Origin of the sequence: Streptomyces sp. SID5910 (assembly GCF_009862125.1) — a bacterium.
Taxonomy (GTDB): Bacteria; Actinomycetota; Actinomycetes; order Streptomycetales; family Streptomycetaceae; genus Streptomyces.
Genome location: NZ_WWHX01000556.1, coordinates 1 through 17,419, shown reverse-complemented (window position 1 = coordinate 17,419; position 17,419 = coordinate 1). Strand labels below are relative to the sequence as shown.

The following is a 17,419-nucleotide window of genomic DNA, read 5'->3' as shown; positions in this document are numbered from 1 at the left end:
TCGTAGGTCCACTCGGTGTCGATCACCGAGGTGATCGCGGGCCGCTCCCCCCTGAAGAGGTACGGGGGCGTGTAGACCGACACGTCGTGGTTCCAGGAGCCGTTGCCCGGGTTGTCGCCGGTGGACATCACGCGGCCGTCGGGCAGCAGGAACGACGACGAGTGGTAGCCGCGGGCCTCCGGGTCGGCGGCGACCGGGTCGAAGGTCTCCGTGGCCGGGTCGAAGATCGAGGACTCGAAGACGGGGTTCGCCCGGTTGTGCAGCGCGCCGCCGGTCTCCAGCACCTTGCCGTCGGGCAGCAGCACGGCGGAGACGTACATCTTGCCCTGGTTCCCGGTCTCGGGCACCGGCCCGGCGCCGAGGTCGACCGTGCCCTGCGGAAGCGGGGGCCCGGCGGCGTAGGCGGGGTCCGGCTGCTTGAGGTCGATGATGTCGGTCAGCCGGTTCGCGTCCGGGTTGGCGTCGATGTTGCCGCCGCCGATGGTCAGCACCCTCTGGTCCTGCGCGGGCGGCAGCAGCACGCTGGCCGACTGATCCCGTACGTCCTTGTCCTGGAGGCCGGGGACCTGGGTGACGGTGTTGGCGTCGTAGTCGTAGATCGCCGAGCCGGTGCCGGGGATGTTGTTGCCGAAGACGTGGCTGCCGGAGTAGAAGAGGCGGCCGTCCTGCATGAGGATCATCGACGGATACAGGCCCCAGTACGACCAGGTCTGGTTGACCTGCCAGGCCGGCAGCCACTTCTGCTCGGCGTCGGACCAGCGCTCGGCGGTCACCGAGCCGGTGGAGTCCTCGCGCAGCCCGCCGAAGGAGACGACGTCGCCGTTGCCGAGGATCGTCGCCGACGGGTACCAGTGGCCGTCGTTCATGTCGTTGGTCTTCGTGTACGTCTCGGTCTCCGGGTCGAAGACGTACGAGTCCTTGAAGCCCTGGTAGCCGACGGTGCCGTCCGCCGACGGGTAGCCGGCGTTGCCGCTCATGACGAGGACGCGGCCGTCCTGGAGCTGGACGTGCCCGGCGCAGAACATGTCCTTCGGCGTCGGGATCGTCCGGTACGCACCGGTCGCCGGGTCGTACACCGCCGACGTGAAGGTGCCCGCCTCGAACATCTCCGGGTCGTTGCCGGAGCCCGCGATCAGCAGCACCTTGCCGTTGTGGAGGACGACGGAGTGCATGGAGCGGACCGGGTTCTCGGTGGGCAGCACGTCCCAGCGGCCGTCGGCGCACTCCGCCGCGGTGCCGGTGCACTCCGGGTCCGGGACCGGCTCGGCGACCTGCTCCATGGCGTAGTCGTCGGTGGTCGCGGAGCCGGTGCCGTAGACGGAGACGCCCCAGCTGATGCGGTCGGTGCCGGCCGGGACCTCGGGCGTGCGGACACCCGCCTCGGTCCAGCCGGCGGCCATGCCGAGGGTCTTGAGGTCCGTCCAGTACTGCCAGCCCGCGGTGGCGTCGTGCCGGAAGAGGGTGAGGGACGCGTCCGGGGTGGTGGTCTTGTACCAGAGGGACAGGTCGTACTGCCTGCCCGCCGTCACCACGGGCGCGCACGCGGCGGACTCGGTGATCAGGGCCTTGCGGTCGCCGTCCGCCCGGCGGGTCAGCTCGACCTTCATGGCCTTGGCGCCGGTGTGCGCGTCGGCGGTGGTGGTGAAGGCGAAGTCGTTGTCGCCCCAGCCGGACTTCTCCCAGCAGTACGGCATGCCGTCGGTGCCGGCGGTCTCGAAGCCGGGGTTCTTGACCAGATTGGCGGCGGAGGCGGGCTGGGGCGCGGTGAGGAGCAGCCCGGTGGTGAGGGCGCCCACCGCCAGCACCGCCGTGCTTCTGCGGCTGTGTCTCATGCGGCACTCCTTGCCGTGCGGCTCTTGCGGCTCGTGCCCTCCGTGCCCTCCGTGCCTTCCGTGCGCCCGGCGCGGACCCTGCGCGGCAGGTACACCAGCGCCTCCGTCCCGGCGAAGCGCAGGACGAAGGTGATGACCAGGGCCAGCGCGGTGGCCGGCAGCACGGCCAGCCCGAACTGGCCGACGAGCAGGGCGATCAGCGGGATGCGCAGCACCAGGTCCGCGTTGGCGATCAGCGCGAACCGCAGGGTCCGGTCGGCCCAGTGCCGGTGCCGGCGCCGGTCGCGGAAGAGCAGCCGCTCCAGGAGGAGGAAGTTCCAGGCCACCCCGAACTGGTTGGCGATGATCTCGGAGGGCAGGTAGTGCAGCCCCGCCGCGGTCAGCGCCCACAACGCGGCCAGGTTGGGCACGAAGCCGCTGAGCCCGATCAGCCCGAAGGCGATCATGCGGGCCGGCGCCGAGGCGGTGCGCAGCCCGGCCAGGTGGCGCAGGAAGCGGAACCCTTCCTGCGCGGTGGACTTGGACTCGCCCGCGAACCGCTCCTCGAAGACGAACGGCACCTCGGCGACGGCCTGAGGGCGGCTGCGGACGGCGAGTTCGAGGAGGATCTTGTAGCCGAGCGGCTTGAGGACGTCCGCGGTGACCTCGCTGCGCCGGATGGCGAAGAAGCCGCTCATCGGGTCGCTGACGCCGTGCAGCCGGCGCGGGAAGAGGGCCTTGGTCAGCCAGGTCGCCGCGCGCGAGACGGCCACCCGGTAGCTGCCCGCGAGCCCGGCGCGGCTGCCGCCCTCGATGTACCGGGAGGCGACGACGAGCCCGGCGCCCGTCCGCTCGCCGGTGGCGACCAGCTCGGGGACCAGGGACGGGGGGTGCTGGCAGTCGCCGTCCATGACGACGATCCAGTCCGACGCGGCCGCCCTGAGGCCCTCGACGACCGCGCCGCCCAGCCCGCCGGCCGGTTCGTCCCGGTGCAGGACGGTGACCGGGAACGGGCAGTCCAGGGCCGCCTCCCGGATGACGTCCGGGGTGTCGTCGGTGGAGTCGTCCACGAAGACGACCTCGCAGGGCAGCCGGCCCGGCACCGACTCGGTGATCCGGTGCAGCAACTGCCGTACGTTCGCGGACTCGTTGAAGGTCGGTACGACGATGGTGACGGCGCCCGGCTCGGGCACCTCGGCGGCCTCGGGGCGTACGGCCGGACGGCCCAGCTCGCCGGGGACGGTGGACTCGTGGCTCATCGGGCGGCTCCGGAGGGCTGGATACGGCGGATCTCGATGCGGTCCGCGCCGGTGCCGAAGACGGCGACCGGGGTGGAGTGGTTCATCGCGGCCAGGACGTTGGGCAGGTCGGCCGCGTCGCGCCGTACCGTCGGGGAGGCGACGACGTAGTCCAGGTCGCGCCAGCCGCCCGGCATCGTCTTCGTCACCGCCGGGTCGAGGTCCGCCTTGTAGAACCAGATGACCCCGAGTCCGTGCCGCTCGACGTCGCGGTGTGGAACGCGCCCGGCGAGCCCGTCCCCGTCGAGGAGGGACTCGCGGCCGAACCCGAGCCCATCGCGGTCGGCGCCCGCTGGGGCGCGCCCTGGGGCACCAGCTGGTTCCGGGTCACCGGCACCGTGCCGAAGGAGTGGGCCGGGAAGACCGTCGAGGCGATCCTCGACCTCGGCTTCGACGAGAACATGCCCGGCTTCCAGTGCGAGGGCCTGGTCTACCGCCCCGACGGCACCCCCGTGAAGGGCCTCAACCCGCGCAACCAGTGGGTGCGGATCGGCGCCCCCGCCGAGGGCGGCGAGGAGGTCCGCCTGCACATCGAGGCCGCCTCCAACCCCGTCATCCTCGACTACCACCCCTTCGTGCCCACGCAGCTCGGTGACAAGGACACGGCGGGCAGCGAACCGCAGTACACGCTCGCCCGCATGGACCTCGCCGTCCTCGACGAGACCGTGTGGAACCTGGTGCTCGACCTGGAGGTGCTCGGCGAGCTGATGGCCGAGCTGCCGGTGGACTCGCCGCGCCGCTGGGAGATCCTGCGCGCGGTCGACAAGGCGCTGGACGCCATCGACCTCCAGGACGTCAACGGCACGGCGGAAGCGGCCCGTTCACGGCTGACCGGCGTGCTGTCCGCCCCCGCCGTGCCCTCCGCGCACCGCATCAGCGCCGTCGGGCACGCGCACATCGACTCGGCGTGGCTGTGGCCGCTGCGTGAGACCGTGCGCAAGGTCGCCCGCACCACCTCCAACATGACCGCTCTGCTGGAGGACGAGCCGGACTTCGTCTTCGCCATGTCGCAGGCCCAGCAGTGGGCGTGGGTGCGCGACCACCGGCCCGAGGTGTGGGCGCGGGTCAAGAAGGCCGTCGCGGACGGGCGGTTCGTGCCGGCCGGCGGCATGTGGGTCGAGTCGGACACCAACATGCCCGGCTCGGAGGCGATGGCCCGGCAGTTCGTGCACGGCAAGCGGTTCTTCCTCGACGAGTTCGGCGTGGAGAACGACGAGGCGTGGCTGCCGGACACCTTCGGCTTCGCGGCGGGCCTCCCGCAGATCATCAAGGCGGCCGGCGCCAAGTACCTGCTGACGCAGAAGATCTCCTGGTCGCAGACGAACAAGTTCCCGCACCACACCTTCCGTTGGGAGGGCATCGACGGCACCCGGATCTTCACGCACTTCCCGCCCGTCGACACCTACAACTGCTCGATGAAGGGCAGCGAGATCGCCCACGCGGCGAGGAACTTCAAGGACAAGGGCGTCGCCCGGCACTCCCTCGCCCCCACCGGCTGGGGCGACGGGGGCGGCGGCACCACGCGCGAGATGGTCGCCAAGGCGGCCCGGCTGCGCGACCTCGAAGGCTCGGCGACCGTCGAGTGGGAGACCCCGCTGGCCTTCTTCGAGAAGGCCGAGGCCGAGAACCCCGCGCCGCCGGTCTGGGTCGGCGAACTGTACCTGGAACTCCACCGCGCCACCCTCACCAGCCAGGCCAAGACCAAGCAGGGCAACCGGCGCAGCGAACACCTTCTGCGGGAGGCCGAGCTGTGGGCGGCCACGGCCGCCGTGCGCGCCGGATTCCCCTACCCCTACGAGGACCTGGACCGCATCTGGAAGACGGTGCTGCTGCACCAGTTCCACGACATCCTGCCCGGCTCCTCCATCGCCTGGGTGCACCGCGAGGCACGCGCCACCTACGACCGCGTCGCCGCCGAACTGAACGAGATCATCGACGCCGCCCAGCGCGCCCTGGCCGGCGAGGGCGACACCCCGCTCGTCTTCAACTCCGCCCCGCACACCCGCGCCGGCGTCCCGGCCGGTGCCGCGGCCGCGCCCGCCGTCGACGGCCGTACCGACGTCAGCCCCCGCCCCGGCGGCGGCCACGTCCTCGACAACGGCCTGCTGCGCGTCGAGATCGACGCACGGGGACTGGTCGTCTCCGCGTACGACCTCGACGCCGACCGCGAGACCGTCGCGCCGGGCGGCGCGGGCAACCTGCTCCAGCTCCACCCCGACTTCCCCAACATGTGGGACGCCTGGGACGTCGACGAGTTCTACCGCCACACGGTCACCGACCTCACCGACGCCGACGAGATCGCCCCCGGCGACGACGGCGCCTCGGTGCGGATCGTCCGCTCCTTCGGCTCCTCCCGCGTCACCCAGGTCCTGACGCTGGCGCCGGGGGAGCGGCGGCTGGACGTGGACACCGAGGTCGACTGGCACGAGACGGAGAAGTTCCTCAAGCTGGCCTTCCCCCTCGACGTGCACGCCGAACGGTACGCCTCCGAGACCCAGTTCGGGCACTTCCACCGGCCCACCCACACCAACACCAGCTGGGAGGCCGCCAAGTTCGAGGCCTGCAACCACCGCTTCGTCCACCTGGAGGAGCCCGGCTGGGGCGTCGCCGTCGTCAACGACTCGACGTACGGCCACGACGTCACCCGCACCGTCCGCACCGACGGCGACGGCGGTACGACCACCACGGTCCGCGTGTCCCTGCTGCGCGCCCCGCGCTTCCCGGACCCCGAGACCGACCAGGGCGTGCACCGCTTCCGGCACGCGCTGGTGCCCGGCGCGGGCATCGGCGACGCGGTGCGCGAGGGCTGGCGGATCAACCTGCCCGAGCGGCGCGCCACCGGCGCCGGGAACGTCGCGCCGCTGGTCGCGGTCGACCGGGACGCGGTCGTCGTGACCGCCGTCAAGCTGGCCGACGACGGCAGCGGGGACGTCGTGGTCCGCTTCCACGAGGCCCACGGCGGCCGAGCGCGGGCCACGCTCACCACCGGGTTCCCGGCCACGGACGTCCAGGTGACCGACCTGCTGGAACGCCCGCTCGCGGACGCGGAGGCGCCCCGGCTGGACGGCGACCGGATCGCCGTACGGCTGCGTCCGTTCCAGCTGATGACCCTGCGCCTCAAGCGCGCCTAGCACGCGTCAGGGGGTACGGGCCCGGTCGGGTCCGTACCCCTACGGCTCCTGTGCGCCGCCCACCAGCCGGGTCGGCGGCAGATACTCCCGCACGTACGTCCGCTCCCAGCACGCGCCGGTCTCCCGCAGCTCGCGCCACGTCGTGTACCGGTACCGGAACAGCCGGGCCCGCACGAAGCGCGGCGGCGCGTCCGGCGGGAACGGGGAGCGGCGCAGCAGCCGCAGCGTGGCGCGGTCGCCCTCCAGCAGCCGTTCCACGAAGGTGCCGAACCAGGGCCCGGCGTACGAGGGCGACAGCGCGGCGAACCACATCAGCCAGTCCAGCCGCAGATGGTACGGCGCGAACTGGCGCGGCCAGCGCCGCGGATCACCGGGCTTGCCCTTGAACTCGTACTCCCGCCAGTCCGAGTCCCGGCTTGCGACCTCGTCGGCGGTGCCCTCGATCACCACCTCGTAGCGGACCCGGCTGACACTGCCGAAGGCGCCGTAGGTGTTGACCAGGTGGAGCGGGTCGAAGGACCGGTTCATCACCTGCCGGCGGGAGATCATGTTGAGGACCGGCCGGTGGCTGAGGAAGACCAGCAGCGCCGCCACCGCGAGGACCACGACCACGTACCACAGCGGAGCGCCGGGCAGGGACGGCGGACGCGCCGGGAAGCGGACCGCCGACAGGGCCAGCACGATGGTGATCCAGTTCAACCAGGCGAAGTTCCCCGACAGCACCAGCCACAGCTGGGTGACGATCATGAGGGCCGCGGCGGCCGTCGCGACGGGCTGCGGCGTGAACAGCAGGAAGGGCACCAGCAACTGCGTGACATGGTTCGCTGCCACCTCCACGCGGTGCATCCGCCGGGGCAGGTGATGGAAGAACCAGCTCAGCGGGCCCGGCATCGGCTGGGTCTCGTGGTGGTGGTCGAGACACGTCAGCTTCCGCCAGCACTCGTCTCCGCGCATCTTGATCAGCCCCGCCCCGAACTCGACGCGGAACAGCAGCCAGCGCAGCAGGAACAGCACGACGACCGGCGGGGCCACCTCGTCGTTGCCGAGGAAGACGGCGAGGAACCCCGTCTCCAGCAGCAGCGACTCCCAGCCGAACGAATACCAGGTCTGCCCGACGTTGACGACCGACAGATACAGCGCCCACGGCACCAGCCACAGCAGCATCGCCCCCCACAGCGGCAGCAGCGAGTCCAGCCCCGCCACCAGCGCCGCCGAGACCGCGCAGCCCGCCCAGACGCAGCCCGCGAAGAAGCGGTCCGAGCAGCGCCACTGGAACAGGCTCGGCGCCCGCCTGAACGGCACCCGCTCCACGAACCGGGACACCGGCGTCAGACCGCGCTCACCGAGCAGCGCCCGGAACTGGACGGCCGCCGTGACGAACGCGACCAGGTACAGGACGGCCAGCGCCCGCTGGAAGACCAGCCGGGTCAGCCAGTAGTCGGGTGAGGTGAACCACTCCACGGCTCGCGCTCCTCTCGTGCCACGCCCCCGGGTACCCCGGCGACCCGGTGTCCCTGTCGGCCTACGGGCAGCGGATCAGGAGTCGAATAATCGGGCAAATCCTGGCAAGGTGGGGCGCATGGTTGATCGGGGAGCGAGCGCCCTGTCACCCCCGGACGACTGGCCCGCCCACCCGGACCCGATCCTGGCGCTCAACCGCATGGGGAGCTTCGACTGGGACCTGGACTCCGGACTGTTCCACATGGACGCCCAGGCGCACGAGGTGTTCGACCTGCGCCCGGACGAGTACGACGGCCGCCCCGAGTCGCTGGCCGTCCGCGTCCCCGCGTCGGAGGGCCACCGCCTCGACACCCTGGTCTCCCAGGCCATGAAGGACGGCAGCGAGAACTACGGCACCTATCTGCGGGTGCGGCGCCGCGACGGCACCCTGCGCTGGGTCCGCACCCAGGGCTACATCCGCCGCGACGAGACCGGCCGCCCCCGCCGCATCATCGGCATCGTCCGCGACGCCACCCAGGAGCTCGGCGACATCGAGGCCCGCCGCGAGCAGGCCGCCCTGGACGAGGCCCGCCGGCAGCAGACCAACGTCGTGCAGCTCACCACGGCGGCGCTCGCGCACGCGCGCACCGTGGACGACGTCATCGACGCCCTCAAGGACACCCAGGGCCTCACCCATCTGGGCGCCACCAGCGTGGTCATGGGCCTGGTGGAGGGCGACCGCATCCTGCTCGTCGCCGAGGGCCCGGACGGCAGCTTCGTCCACGGCACCCGCGTCACCGGCGTGGACGAGGCGTACCCGATGAGCGAGGCCGTCCGCACGCTCAGCCCGCGCTTCATCGAGTCGCCGCAGGAGTTCGCGGAGCGCTATCCGATCCTGTGGCCGCACCTGGCCGGGCTGCACGTCACCGCGGCGGCCTATCTGCCGCTGATCGCCCAGGCCCAGCCCATCGGCGGCCTCGGCCTGCTCTACAGCGACCGGGACGGCTTCTCGCCCGAGGACCGCAACGTGCTCGTCGCCCTCGGCAGCAGCATCGCGCAGAGCCTCCAGCGCGCCATGCTCTACGAGCAGGAGATGGACCTCGCCGAGAGCCTCCAGCAGGCGATGCTGCCCCGCACCATCCCCAGCGTCCCCGGCTGCGACGTCGCCGTCCGCTACCGCGCCGCCACCATCGGCGGCGCCCTCGGCCGCGACATCGGCGGCGACTGGTACGACCTGATCCCGCTGCCCGGCGGACGCGTCGGCGCCGTCATCGGCGACGTCCAGGGCCACGACGCGCACGCCGCCGCCGTCATGGGCCAGCTGCGCATCGTGCTGCGCGCCTACGCCGCCGAGGGCCATCCACCGGCCACCGTGATGGCGCGGGCCTCCGTCTTCCTGCACGAACTCGACACCGACCGCTTCGCGACCTGCCTGTACGCGGAGGCCGACCTGGCCACCGGAGTGGTCCAGGTGGTCCGCGCCGGGCACCTCGACCCGCTGCTGCGGCACGGCGACGGCAAGTGCCGGCGCGTGCCCGTGGAGGGCGGGCTGCCGCTCGGCCTGTCCGCCGAGTTCGGGCGCCTCGCCTACCCGGTCGGCACCATCGAGCTGGACCCGGGCAACACCCTGCTGCTGTGCACCGACGGCCTGGTCGAGGAGCCCGGCGCCGACCTCGACGACGGGATGCGGGCCCTCGCGGAGCTGGTCGCCTCCGGCCCGCAGGACGTGGGCAAGCTCGCCGACCGGCTGATCGCGGCGGCCGAGCAGCGGCGCGGCGACGACGACGTGGCCCTGCTGGTGATGCGCCGCCGCGTCCCGGACCAGCCCCGCATCGGCGGCCGGGTCCGCCAGCACGTCGCCCCGGGCGACCCCGAGGCCCTCACCGAGGCCCGGCGCATGATCCGCGCCGCGGTCCGCTCCTGGGGCGACGAGGACCACGCCGACTCGATCGAACTGGTCGCCGACGAGCTGATGACGAACGCCCTCATGCACACCGAGGGCTCCGCGATCGTCACCCTGCGGTTCCTCTCCGGCACCGACCGCCGGCTGCGCGTCGAGGTCGAGGACACCTCCAGCGCCCTGCCGCGCCGCCGCGACCCCGGGGACTCCGGGGTTTCCGGACGCGGGCTGCGCCTGGTCGACGCGCTCGCGGACGCGTGGGGCGTGGAGGCGCGCGGCAGCGGCAAGTGCGTGTGGTCGGAGTTCGTGATGCCGCACGACTAGGCATGCCCGCACCATGCATGCCCGCACCATGCATGCCCGCCTCCCTCGTCCGGCCCGGTGAGGGGGCGTTGTCGGTGCCGGGTGGCACTCTGGACACATGCCCGAACTGCCCGAGGTCGAGGCGCTCAGGGACTTCCTGACCGAGCACCTCGACGGCCGCGAGATCGCCCGGGTGCTGCCCGTGGCGATCAGCGTCCTGAAGACGTACGACCCGCCGCTGTCCGCCCTGGAGGGCCACCGGGTGGCCGCCGTGCACCGGTACGGCAAGTTCCTCGACATCGAGACCGCCGGCGGCCCGCACCTGGTGACCCATCTGGCCCGCGCGGGCTGGCTGCACTGGAAGGACAGCCTCCCCGACGGCATGCCCCGGCCCGGCAAGGGCCCCCTGGCCCTGCGCGTCGCCCTGGACACCGGCGCGGGCTTCGACCTGACCGAGGCGGGCACGCAGAAGCGGCTCGCCGTGTACGTCGTGCCCGACCCGCAGCAGGTCCCCGGCGTGGCCCGGCTCGGCCCGGACCCGCTCGCCGACGACTTCGACGAGGCCCGCTTCGCCGCGCTCCTGGCGGGCGAGCGGCGGCAGCTCAAGGGCGCCCTGCGCGACCAGAGCCTGATCGCGGGCGTGGGCAACGCGTACAGCGACGAGATCCTGCACGCCGCGAAGATGTCCCCCTTCAAACTGGCGGCCTCGCTCACCGACGAGGAGACGGCACGGCTGTACACGGCGCTGCGCGCCACGCTGACGGAGGCGGTCGAACGCTCGCGGGGACTGGCGGCCGGCCGGCTCAAGGCCGAGAAGAAGAGCGGCCTGCGCGTCCACGGCCGCGCCGGCGAGCCCTGCCCGGTCTGCGGCGACACCGTCCGCGAGGTCTCCTTCAGCGACTCCTCCCTCCAGTACTGCCCCACCTGCCAGACCGGCGGCAAACCGCTCGCGGATCGGAGGCTGTCGCGGCTGCTGAAATAGCGGGACCGGTATGTCCGGATAGATCTCAGGAGTGCGATTAGTTACATAAAGGGACGAAAGTCCCGCATGGCGCCGTGGTGCGCGTGGGCACAGAAGGTCGGAGAGCACGTGACCGAGCCCACAGCGAGGACTCCCGCCGTATGCGCACCGAAGCCGCCGCCCGCCCGTACTCCACCGCACCCTCCGTCCGGACCCCCGCGCTCGACACCACGGACGCCGTCGCCGCCGCCTTCGCCCGCCTCGCCACCCTGGACGACGGCCCCGGCAAGGACCGGCTGCTGGAGGAGCTGACGCGGGCCTGGCTGCCGATGGCCCACCGCCTCGCCGCCCGCTTCCGCGACAAGGGCGAGAGCACCGAGGACCTGCGCCAGGTCGCCGCGGTGGGCCTGCTCAAGGCGATCGGCCGGTACGACCCGGCCAGGGGGCCGTTCGAGCCGTTCGCGATACCCACGATCCGGGGCGAGCTGCGACGGCACTTCCGCGACCGCACCTGGGACGTACGGGTGCCGCGCCGCGTCCAGGAGCTGCGCAACCGGGTCCGCACCGCCTACGTCGAGCTGGCCCTCACCCCCGGCAGCCCCAGCCCCACCGCGGCCGAGCTGGCCCGGCACACCCGGCTCGGCGAGGAGGAGGTCGGCGAGGGCCTGGCGGCCCTGGAGAGCTACCGGGCCCTCTCCCTGGACGCGTCCAACGGCGACGCCGCCGAGGCCGACGGCGGCCCGAGCCTCCTGGACGCGCTGGGCGAGCCCGACCGGGGCTTCCAGCTCGTGGTCGACCGCGAGAGCGTCAAGGAGGCCGTGCGCCGGCTGCCGTCGCGCGAGCGGGCCATCCTCTACCTGCGCTTCTTCGAGGACTGGTCGCAGAGCCGCATCGCCCGGCGGATGGGCATCTCCCAGATGCACGTCTCCCGGCTGCTCGCCCAGACCTGCGACCGGATCCGGCACGAGACCCTCGCCGCGCGGTGAGCGCTCAGCCGACGGGGAGGGTCACCAGCCGCTCCCCGTCCACGGTCCGCACCTCGTAGCGGGCGGTCTGGCCGGGACGCAGCGCCGCACCGCCGCGCATGGTGTTCGGCCGGGCGTCGTGACCGGGCACGCTCCAACTGGTGACCGTCTCCTCGGTGCCGTCGCGGCCGACGGCGACGAGCCGGCAGGAGCGCGGCCCCGCCCCGTCCTTGACCTCCAGCTCCACGTCGCTGCCCCAGGCCTCGTCGTCGGCCGTGACCTGCGCCCACACCCCCGTGCGCTCATCGGTCGCGGTGACGCGCACACTCGGAGCGTCCTGCTGCGCGTGGAGCGCGAGGGCGGGGCCCGCCACGGCGCACACGACGGCGGCGGCCACGGCGTACAGCAGTCGCCGGCGGCCGGCCCGGCCGCGCGCCGCCACCTCCGACAGCAGGCGGTCCAGCAGCTTCGGCCCGGGCCGGGTCAGCGGGTGCACGAGGCGTGGCGTCGCCCGCCGGTACAGCATCAACTGACGGGCCGCGGGGCCGAACTCGGTCACCTGCGCCGCGCACCGGGGGCATTCCATGAGGTGGTCCTCGAAGCGGAACGCGTCCGCCTCGTCCAGCACGCCGAGCGCATAGGCGCCGACGTCGCGATGCCTTTCCAGGGACCTCATGCCGAATCCTCGTACCGTTGGGTGCGGGTGGGGTTACTCCTTGCTCCCACGTGTACGCACCGGGCAGCCGAATCACTCAAGCCACACACCGTGGATTGGTCCGTGTGCGGAGAAACTCCCGAGGCGGCGCCTAGAAGAGGTGGATGGCGAGGTGGCCGAGCGGAAGCCCCAGCTGCCACGCCGGCGTCCACACCTTCGGGCCCTCGTCCTCCCCGCCGCCCGGAGCGCCGCCGGGCACCGCGTTCAGGTCCGGGGCGAGCAGCTCGGTCTCCTGGAGCCAGCGCCAGGCCGCCCGGGCCAGCTCCAGGTCCGGCGAGTGCCGGCCGGCGGCGACGGTGTCGGCCGTGACCTCGGCCAGCCGCTCGCGCACCCACTCGTGCCACGGCTGGTCGTAGGCCGTGAGGGACAGCCAGGTCTCCAGCCGGGTGACGACGCGGATGCCGCTCAGCTCGTTCTCGGTGTCGGACAGGAAGACGGTCAGCGCCAGCGCGTCGCGTCCCGCGCGGAACTCGAAGGACGTCGGCGGCATCAGGTCGCCGGTCCGCAGCAGCTCGTCGGCGATGTACTCGGCGTACAACCACGCCATCGGGACGGCCAGTTCGCCTCCGCCGGTACCGTCCGTGCTCTCTTGCCCTCTGTGCGGCATCCCTTCCTGCCTTCCTCCGGTACGTGCGCGTCGCCCGACCCGGGTCATGGGCCCCCGTCCGGAACACGGATGAGGACAGCCGATTACTCAACCGGGGTCCACGGCAAGGCGCTTTACGGAGGCTTGACCATAAGGTCGGTTTCACCGCAGGTCGGCGGCGTATCCCGGTAGCACCCTGCGCAGGGCGCGCAGCGCGTAGTACGCGCGGGACTTCACGGTACCGGGCGGGATGCCGAGGGCCGTCGCGGCTTCCGCCACACTCGCCCCCTGGAAGTACACCAGCACCAGGACTTCACGGTGCTCCGGAGTGAGTGTCTTCACAGCCTCCCGCACGTCGAGGGCGGCGGCGGCCCGTTCGGCGTGGTCGGCGCAGACCGGCGCGTTCTCCAGCACCGCGTCGCCGACCTCGGCCGGCCGCGCCTGCCGGGCCCGGCGCGCGTCGATCGCGAGCCGCCGGGCCACGGTGAGCAGCCAGGGCCGTACCGAGTCGAAGGCGTCGGCGCGCAGTGCCTCGGGGTGCTGCCAGGCGCGCACCAGGGTCTCCTGCACGAGGTCCTCGGCGCGCTGGCGGTCGCCGTCGCTGAGCCGCAGCAGCAGCGCGAAGAGCGGCCGGCCGTGCTCGCGCTGGAGTGCGGCGAGCTCGTGCTCGGCGGTCGTCGTGTCGGGGAGGGTGATTCCGGCCGTCATGGCCGTATGGCACCGCAGGGCCCCGGGCGGGGACAGGGCGCGCGCACGGGTCTGCGACGGACGGTCGATCGCGTCGGTGAACGGTCCGACGAACGGTCGGCGCTCCTCTTTCGGGCAAGCCGGACGGGCTAATGGGCGTGTCGGAGCCCTCTGTGACAGCGTCCATCTCTTTACCTGTTTGTGTGTAAATGTGATTTTTCCTCGTGCATGCGACCACAGCGGAGTGAACGGATGATCACACGCAGTCGGCGGGTGGCCCTGGCCCTGACCGTCCTCCTCACCGCGGGCGCGGCCTGCCAGGCCCGCGATCACGAGCCGCCGGCGCGCCCGGCCCCCGCCCCGCCCGCCGCCCCCGCCGGTTCCTTCACGCTCGTCGCCTCCGGCGACGTCCTGCCGCACGACTCGATCATCGAGCGGGCGCGCTTCGACGCGGGCGGCACCGGCTACGACTTCCGCCCCATGCTGGCCGGCGCGAAGCCCGTCGTCGCGCCCGCCGACCTCGCCCTGTGCCACATGGAGACGGTGTACGGAGCGAACGGCGACTACAGCGGCTACCCCCTGTTCAAGTCCCCGCCCGAGGTGGCGACGGCCCTGGCCGCCACCGGCTACGACGGCTGCTCCACCGCCTCCAACCACACCTTCGACGACGGCGCGGACGGCATCCTCCACACCCTGGACGCCCTCGACCGCGCCGGCGTACGGCACGCCGGGTCCGCCCGCACCGAGGGCGAGGCGCGCACCACGACGATCCTGCGCGCGGGCGCGGCCCAGGTCGCCCACCTCGCCTACACCTTCGACACCAACGGCCGCCCCGCACCGCAGGGACAGCCGTGGGCGGTGCAGCTGATCGACGAGCACCGCATCCTCACGGACGCGCGGGCCGCCCGGCAGGCCGGCGCCGACGTCGTCGTCGTGTCCCTGCACTGGGGCACCGAGTGGCAGGACGAGCCCGACGACGAGCAGCTGGCCCTCGCCGACTCCCTGACCGCCGCCCGCAGCGGCGACCGCCCCGCCGTCGACCTGATCGTCGGCACCCACGCCCATGTCCCGCAGGCGTACGAGAAGGTCAACGGCACCTGGGTGATCTACGGGATGGGCGACCAGATCGCCGGCGAGATGATCAACGACGACGGCGAGCGCGACCCGCGCGGCAACCAGTCGAGCATCGGCCGCTTCACCTTCGCCCCGCCCGCCCGCCCCGGCGAACGCTGGCGGGTGACGAAGGCCGAGTTCGTCCCCCAGCTCTTCGACGTCGACGCCGGCCGCGTCGTGAACCTCAACCGCGCCCTGGACAAGGGCGCCGAGGTGACCGCCGTACGCGACCGCATCCGCGACGTGGTCCTCAGCCGCGGCGCCGCCGAGGACGGCCTGGTGATGGGGGAGTAGCGCCCGGAGGCTAACGGCCCGCCAGTTCCGACTTGCGGTAGGAGTAGCCGAAGTAGATCACCAGGCCGATCACGAACCAGACCGCGAAGCGCACCCAGGTCTGCCACTGGAGGAACGTGATCAGCCAGATCGAGAAGACGATGCCCAGCGCCGGCACGAACGGCATCCACGGCGTGCGGAAGGTGCGCGGCAGGTCCGGCTGCCGGTAGCGCAGCACGATCACCGCCGCGCACACCACCACGAACGCCAGCAGGATGCCGATGTTGGTCAGCTCGGCCGCCTCGCCGATCGGCAGGAACCCGGCGATCAGGGCCGACGCCACCCCCACGATCCAGGTGACCCGCGTCGGCACGTGCCGCGTCGGGTGCGTCTTCGCGAACCACTTGGGCAGCAGCCCGTCACGCGACATCGAGAACCACACACGGGTGACGCCCAGCATGAACGTGAACATCACCGTGAGGATGCCGATGATGGCGCCCACCGCGATGACGTCGGCCAGCGAGCTGAGCCCCACCGACTTGAACGCCGTCGAGAAGCCGCTCTCGGGGTCGATGTCCTTGTAGTTCTGCATGCCGGTCAGCACCAGACAGGCCGCCACGTACAGCACCATCGAGATGATCAGCGAGTAGATGATCGCCTTCGGCATGTGCCGCTGCGCGTCCTTCGACTCCTCGGCCGCCGTCGACATCGCGTCGTACCCGAAGACCGCGAAGAACACCGTCGCCGCGCCCGTGAAGGCCCCGCTCACTCCGAACGGGAAGAACGGGTGGTAGTTCGAGGTGCTGATGTGGAAGACGCCGACGCCGATGACCAGCAGCACCACCAGCACCTTCAGCACGACCACGACCATCTCGAAACGCGCCGCGTTCTTGATGCCGAGCGTCAGCAGATAGGCGATCAGCAGACACAGCACCGCCGCGAACAGGTCCACCTTGTGCCCGTCGCCGGTACCCGGCGCGCCCAGCATCCAGTTCGGCAGATCCGCGCCCATCTCGCCGACCAGGAAGCTGAAGTAGCCGGAGATGCCGATCGCGACCACCGCCACGATCGCCGTGTACTCGAGGAGCAGGTCCCAGCCGATGAACCAGCCGACCAGCTCACCGAGGACCGCGTAGCCGTAGGTGTACGCCGAGCCCGCCTTCGGGATCAGCCCGGCGAACTCCGCGTACGACAGAGCCGCCGCGGCGCTCGCGACGCCCGCGATGAGGAAGGAGATCAGCACCGCCGGTCCCGCCGTGCCGTTGGCCACCGTGCCGGCCAGCGTGAAGATGCCGGCACCGATGATGCCGCCCACGCCGATCGCCGTCAGCTGCCACAACCCCAGCGACCGCACCAGACCGGTGCCTTCCCCGGCCTCCGTATCCTCGATGTGCTCGATGGGTTTGCGGCGGAGAACACCCTCGCCCATGCGGAACCCGGCCATGCGCCTCACCTCTTCGTGACCGGCAAACGGCTGACGGTGGATCATGATGACTCACTCACGTCCCCGACGGAAGGCACGACGCACGCACCGGAGCGACCGGTCTCACGGCACCACGGTCACCGGCCAGCGCCCCGCCTTCACCAGCCGCACCGCGACCGAGCCGACGATCCGGTGCCCGGCCTGCTCGGACGCCCCCACGACCACGGCGTCCGCCCGCAGCTCGTCGGCCGCCTTCACCAGGCCGTTGTAGGGGTCGCCGCGGAAGGTGTGGAACTCCCAGCGCACGTCGAATATCCCCTTGGACCGCTCCGTCGCCGCCCGGATCTGCGCCACCAGGTCCTCGGCGATCTCGTCGGTCGTGTCCGCCACCGGCGCGCCCAGCGCCGCCCCCGCCGCCAGCACCGGCTGCACGTACACCACGGCGAGCAGCGCCCGCTGCCGCCGGGCCAGACCGCCGGCGTAGGCCGCCGCGCGCAGCGAGGAGTCGGAGCCGTCCACCCCGACCACGATGACCTTCGGTCCGTCCGTGCCCCGTTCGAACTGATGGGAGTGCTGTTGCGTCACGCGGCGAGGCTATCGGAACCCCCGGATCCGCCCGGCCCCGGCCGCCCGCCCCCACCGCTCGGGGGTGCGCCGACAGGCTCCCACTGGGCCGGCCGGGTGGTTCCGTGCCGCCGCACCGGTGTCGTTCAGGGGCGTCGGCCCCTGTCCGGGCGAGTGATGAGTCATGAAGAAGGATCAGTTGCTCACACGGCGCCGCGCCCTGCTCGCCGGTGCCGCGGCGGCCTGCGC

The 17,419-nt window shown here is 72.3% G+C and carries 12 protein-coding genes and 2 pseudogenes; 5 read left to right on the top strand and 9 right to left on the bottom strand.

Annotated features, from left to right (window positions below; all coding sequences use genetic code 11):
* The 3 genes and pseudogenes from GTW67_RS19565 to GTW67_RS19555 form a co-directional block, all read right to left on the bottom strand.
* On the bottom strand, positions 1-1,832 hold a 1,832-nt coding region (locus GTW67_RS19565), incomplete at its 3' end, for a Kelch repeat-containing protein (RefSeq protein WP_161166116.1).
* On the bottom strand, positions 1,829-3,070 hold the full coding sequence (locus GTW67_RS19560) for a glycosyltransferase (RefSeq protein ID WP_237518942.1): 1,242 nt from the start codon (positions 3,068-3,070) through the stop codon (positions 1,829-1,831). The genes GTW67_RS19565 and GTW67_RS19560, both read right to left, overlap by 4 nt.
* A pseudogene (locus GTW67_RS19555) lies at positions 3,067-3,306 on the bottom strand (glycosyltransferase); the annotation flags it as partial. The pseudogene GTW67_RS19555 and the gene GTW67_RS19560, both read right to left, overlap by 4 nt.
* On the opposite strand from GTW67_RS19555, the pseudogene GTW67_RS19550 reads away from it, so the two are divergent.
* A pseudogene (locus GTW67_RS19550) lies at positions 3,295-6,240 on the top strand (alpha-mannosidase); the annotation flags it as partial. The pseudogenes GTW67_RS19555 and GTW67_RS19550 sit on opposite strands and share 12 nt — an antisense overlap.
* A gap of 39 nt (positions 6,241-6,279) precedes the next feature.
* Here GTW67_RS19550 and GTW67_RS19545 read toward each other — a convergent pair.
* Complete coding sequence (locus GTW67_RS19545; RefSeq protein WP_161166115.1) at positions 6,280-7,701, bottom strand: lipase maturation factor family protein; 1,422 nt, start codon at positions 7,699-7,701, stop codon at positions 6,280-6,282.
* Between the two features lie 118 nt (positions 7,702-7,819).
* Here GTW67_RS19545 and GTW67_RS19540 point away from each other — a divergent pair, with 118 nt between their 5' ends.
* The 3 genes from GTW67_RS19540 (at position 7,820) to GTW67_RS19530 (ending at position 11,830) form a co-directional block, all read left to right on the top strand.
* The gene (locus GTW67_RS19540; protein WP_161166114.1) at positions 7,820-9,904 is read left to right on the top strand and encodes a SpoIIE family protein phosphatase; all 2,085 of its coding nucleotides are present in this window, start codon (positions 7,820-7,822) and stop codon (positions 9,902-9,904) included.
* Positions 9,905-10,001: 97 nt separating this feature from the next.
* Positions 10,002-10,865: an Fpg/Nei family DNA glycosylase gene (locus GTW67_RS19535; RefSeq protein WP_161166113.1), complete on the top strand. Its 864-nt coding sequence runs from the start codon at positions 10,002-10,004 to the stop codon at positions 10,863-10,865.
* 140 nt (positions 10,866-11,005) lie between these two features.
* Positions 11,006-11,830 carry a SigB/SigF/SigG family RNA polymerase sigma factor gene (locus tag GTW67_RS19530; protein ID WP_161166112.1) on the top strand — a complete coding sequence of 275 codons (825 nt, stop codon included), beginning with the start codon at positions 11,006-11,008 and terminating at the stop codon, positions 11,828-11,830.
* A gap of 4 nt (positions 11,831-11,834) precedes the next feature.
* On the opposite strand, the gene GTW67_RS19525 is transcribed toward GTW67_RS19530, so the two are convergent.
* The 3 genes from GTW67_RS19525 to GTW67_RS19515 all read right to left on the bottom strand — a co-directional run bounded on the left by GTW67_RS19525 (position 11,835) and on the right by GTW67_RS19515 (position 13,818).
* Entirely contained in the window at positions 11,835-12,485 is a 651-nt protein-coding gene (locus tag GTW67_RS19525; protein ID WP_161166111.1) for a zf-HC2 domain-containing protein, read from the bottom strand.
* A 130-nt stretch (positions 12,486-12,615) separates the two neighbouring features.
* On the bottom strand, positions 12,616-13,131 hold the full coding sequence (locus GTW67_RS19520; protein ID WP_161166110.1) for a hypothetical protein: 516 nt from the start codon (positions 13,129-13,131) through the stop codon (positions 12,616-12,618).
* A 141-nt stretch (positions 13,132-13,272) separates the two neighbouring features.
* Positions 13,273-13,818, bottom strand: a complete 546-nt coding sequence (locus GTW67_RS19515) for a sigma-70 family RNA polymerase sigma factor (RefSeq protein WP_161166109.1) — start codon at positions 13,816-13,818, stop codon at positions 13,273-13,275.
* A gap of 231 nt (positions 13,819-14,049) precedes the next feature.
* Between GTW67_RS19515 and GTW67_RS19510 the strand changes: the two genes are divergently transcribed.
* Positions 14,050-15,204 carry a CapA family protein gene (locus GTW67_RS19510; protein WP_161166108.1) on the top strand — a complete coding sequence of 385 codons (1,155 nt, stop codon included), beginning with the start codon at positions 14,050-14,052 and terminating at the stop codon, positions 15,202-15,204.
* Positions 15,205-15,214: 10 nt separating this feature from the next.
* On the opposite strand, the gene GTW67_RS19505 is transcribed toward GTW67_RS19510, so the two are convergent.
* Together GTW67_RS19505 and GTW67_RS19500 are read right to left on the bottom strand one after the other, a co-directional pair.
* The gene (locus tag GTW67_RS19505; protein ID WP_161166107.1) at positions 15,215-16,627 is read right to left on the bottom strand and encodes an amino acid permease; all 1,413 of its coding nucleotides are present in this window, start codon (positions 16,625-16,627) and stop codon (positions 15,215-15,217) included.
* Positions 16,628-16,729: 102 nt separating this feature from the next.
* A complete protein-coding gene (locus GTW67_RS19500; RefSeq protein WP_161166106.1) occupies positions 16,730-17,191 on the bottom strand; it encodes a universal stress protein in 462 nt (153 codons plus the stop codon).
* Positions 17,192-17,419: the final 228 nt, after the last annotated feature.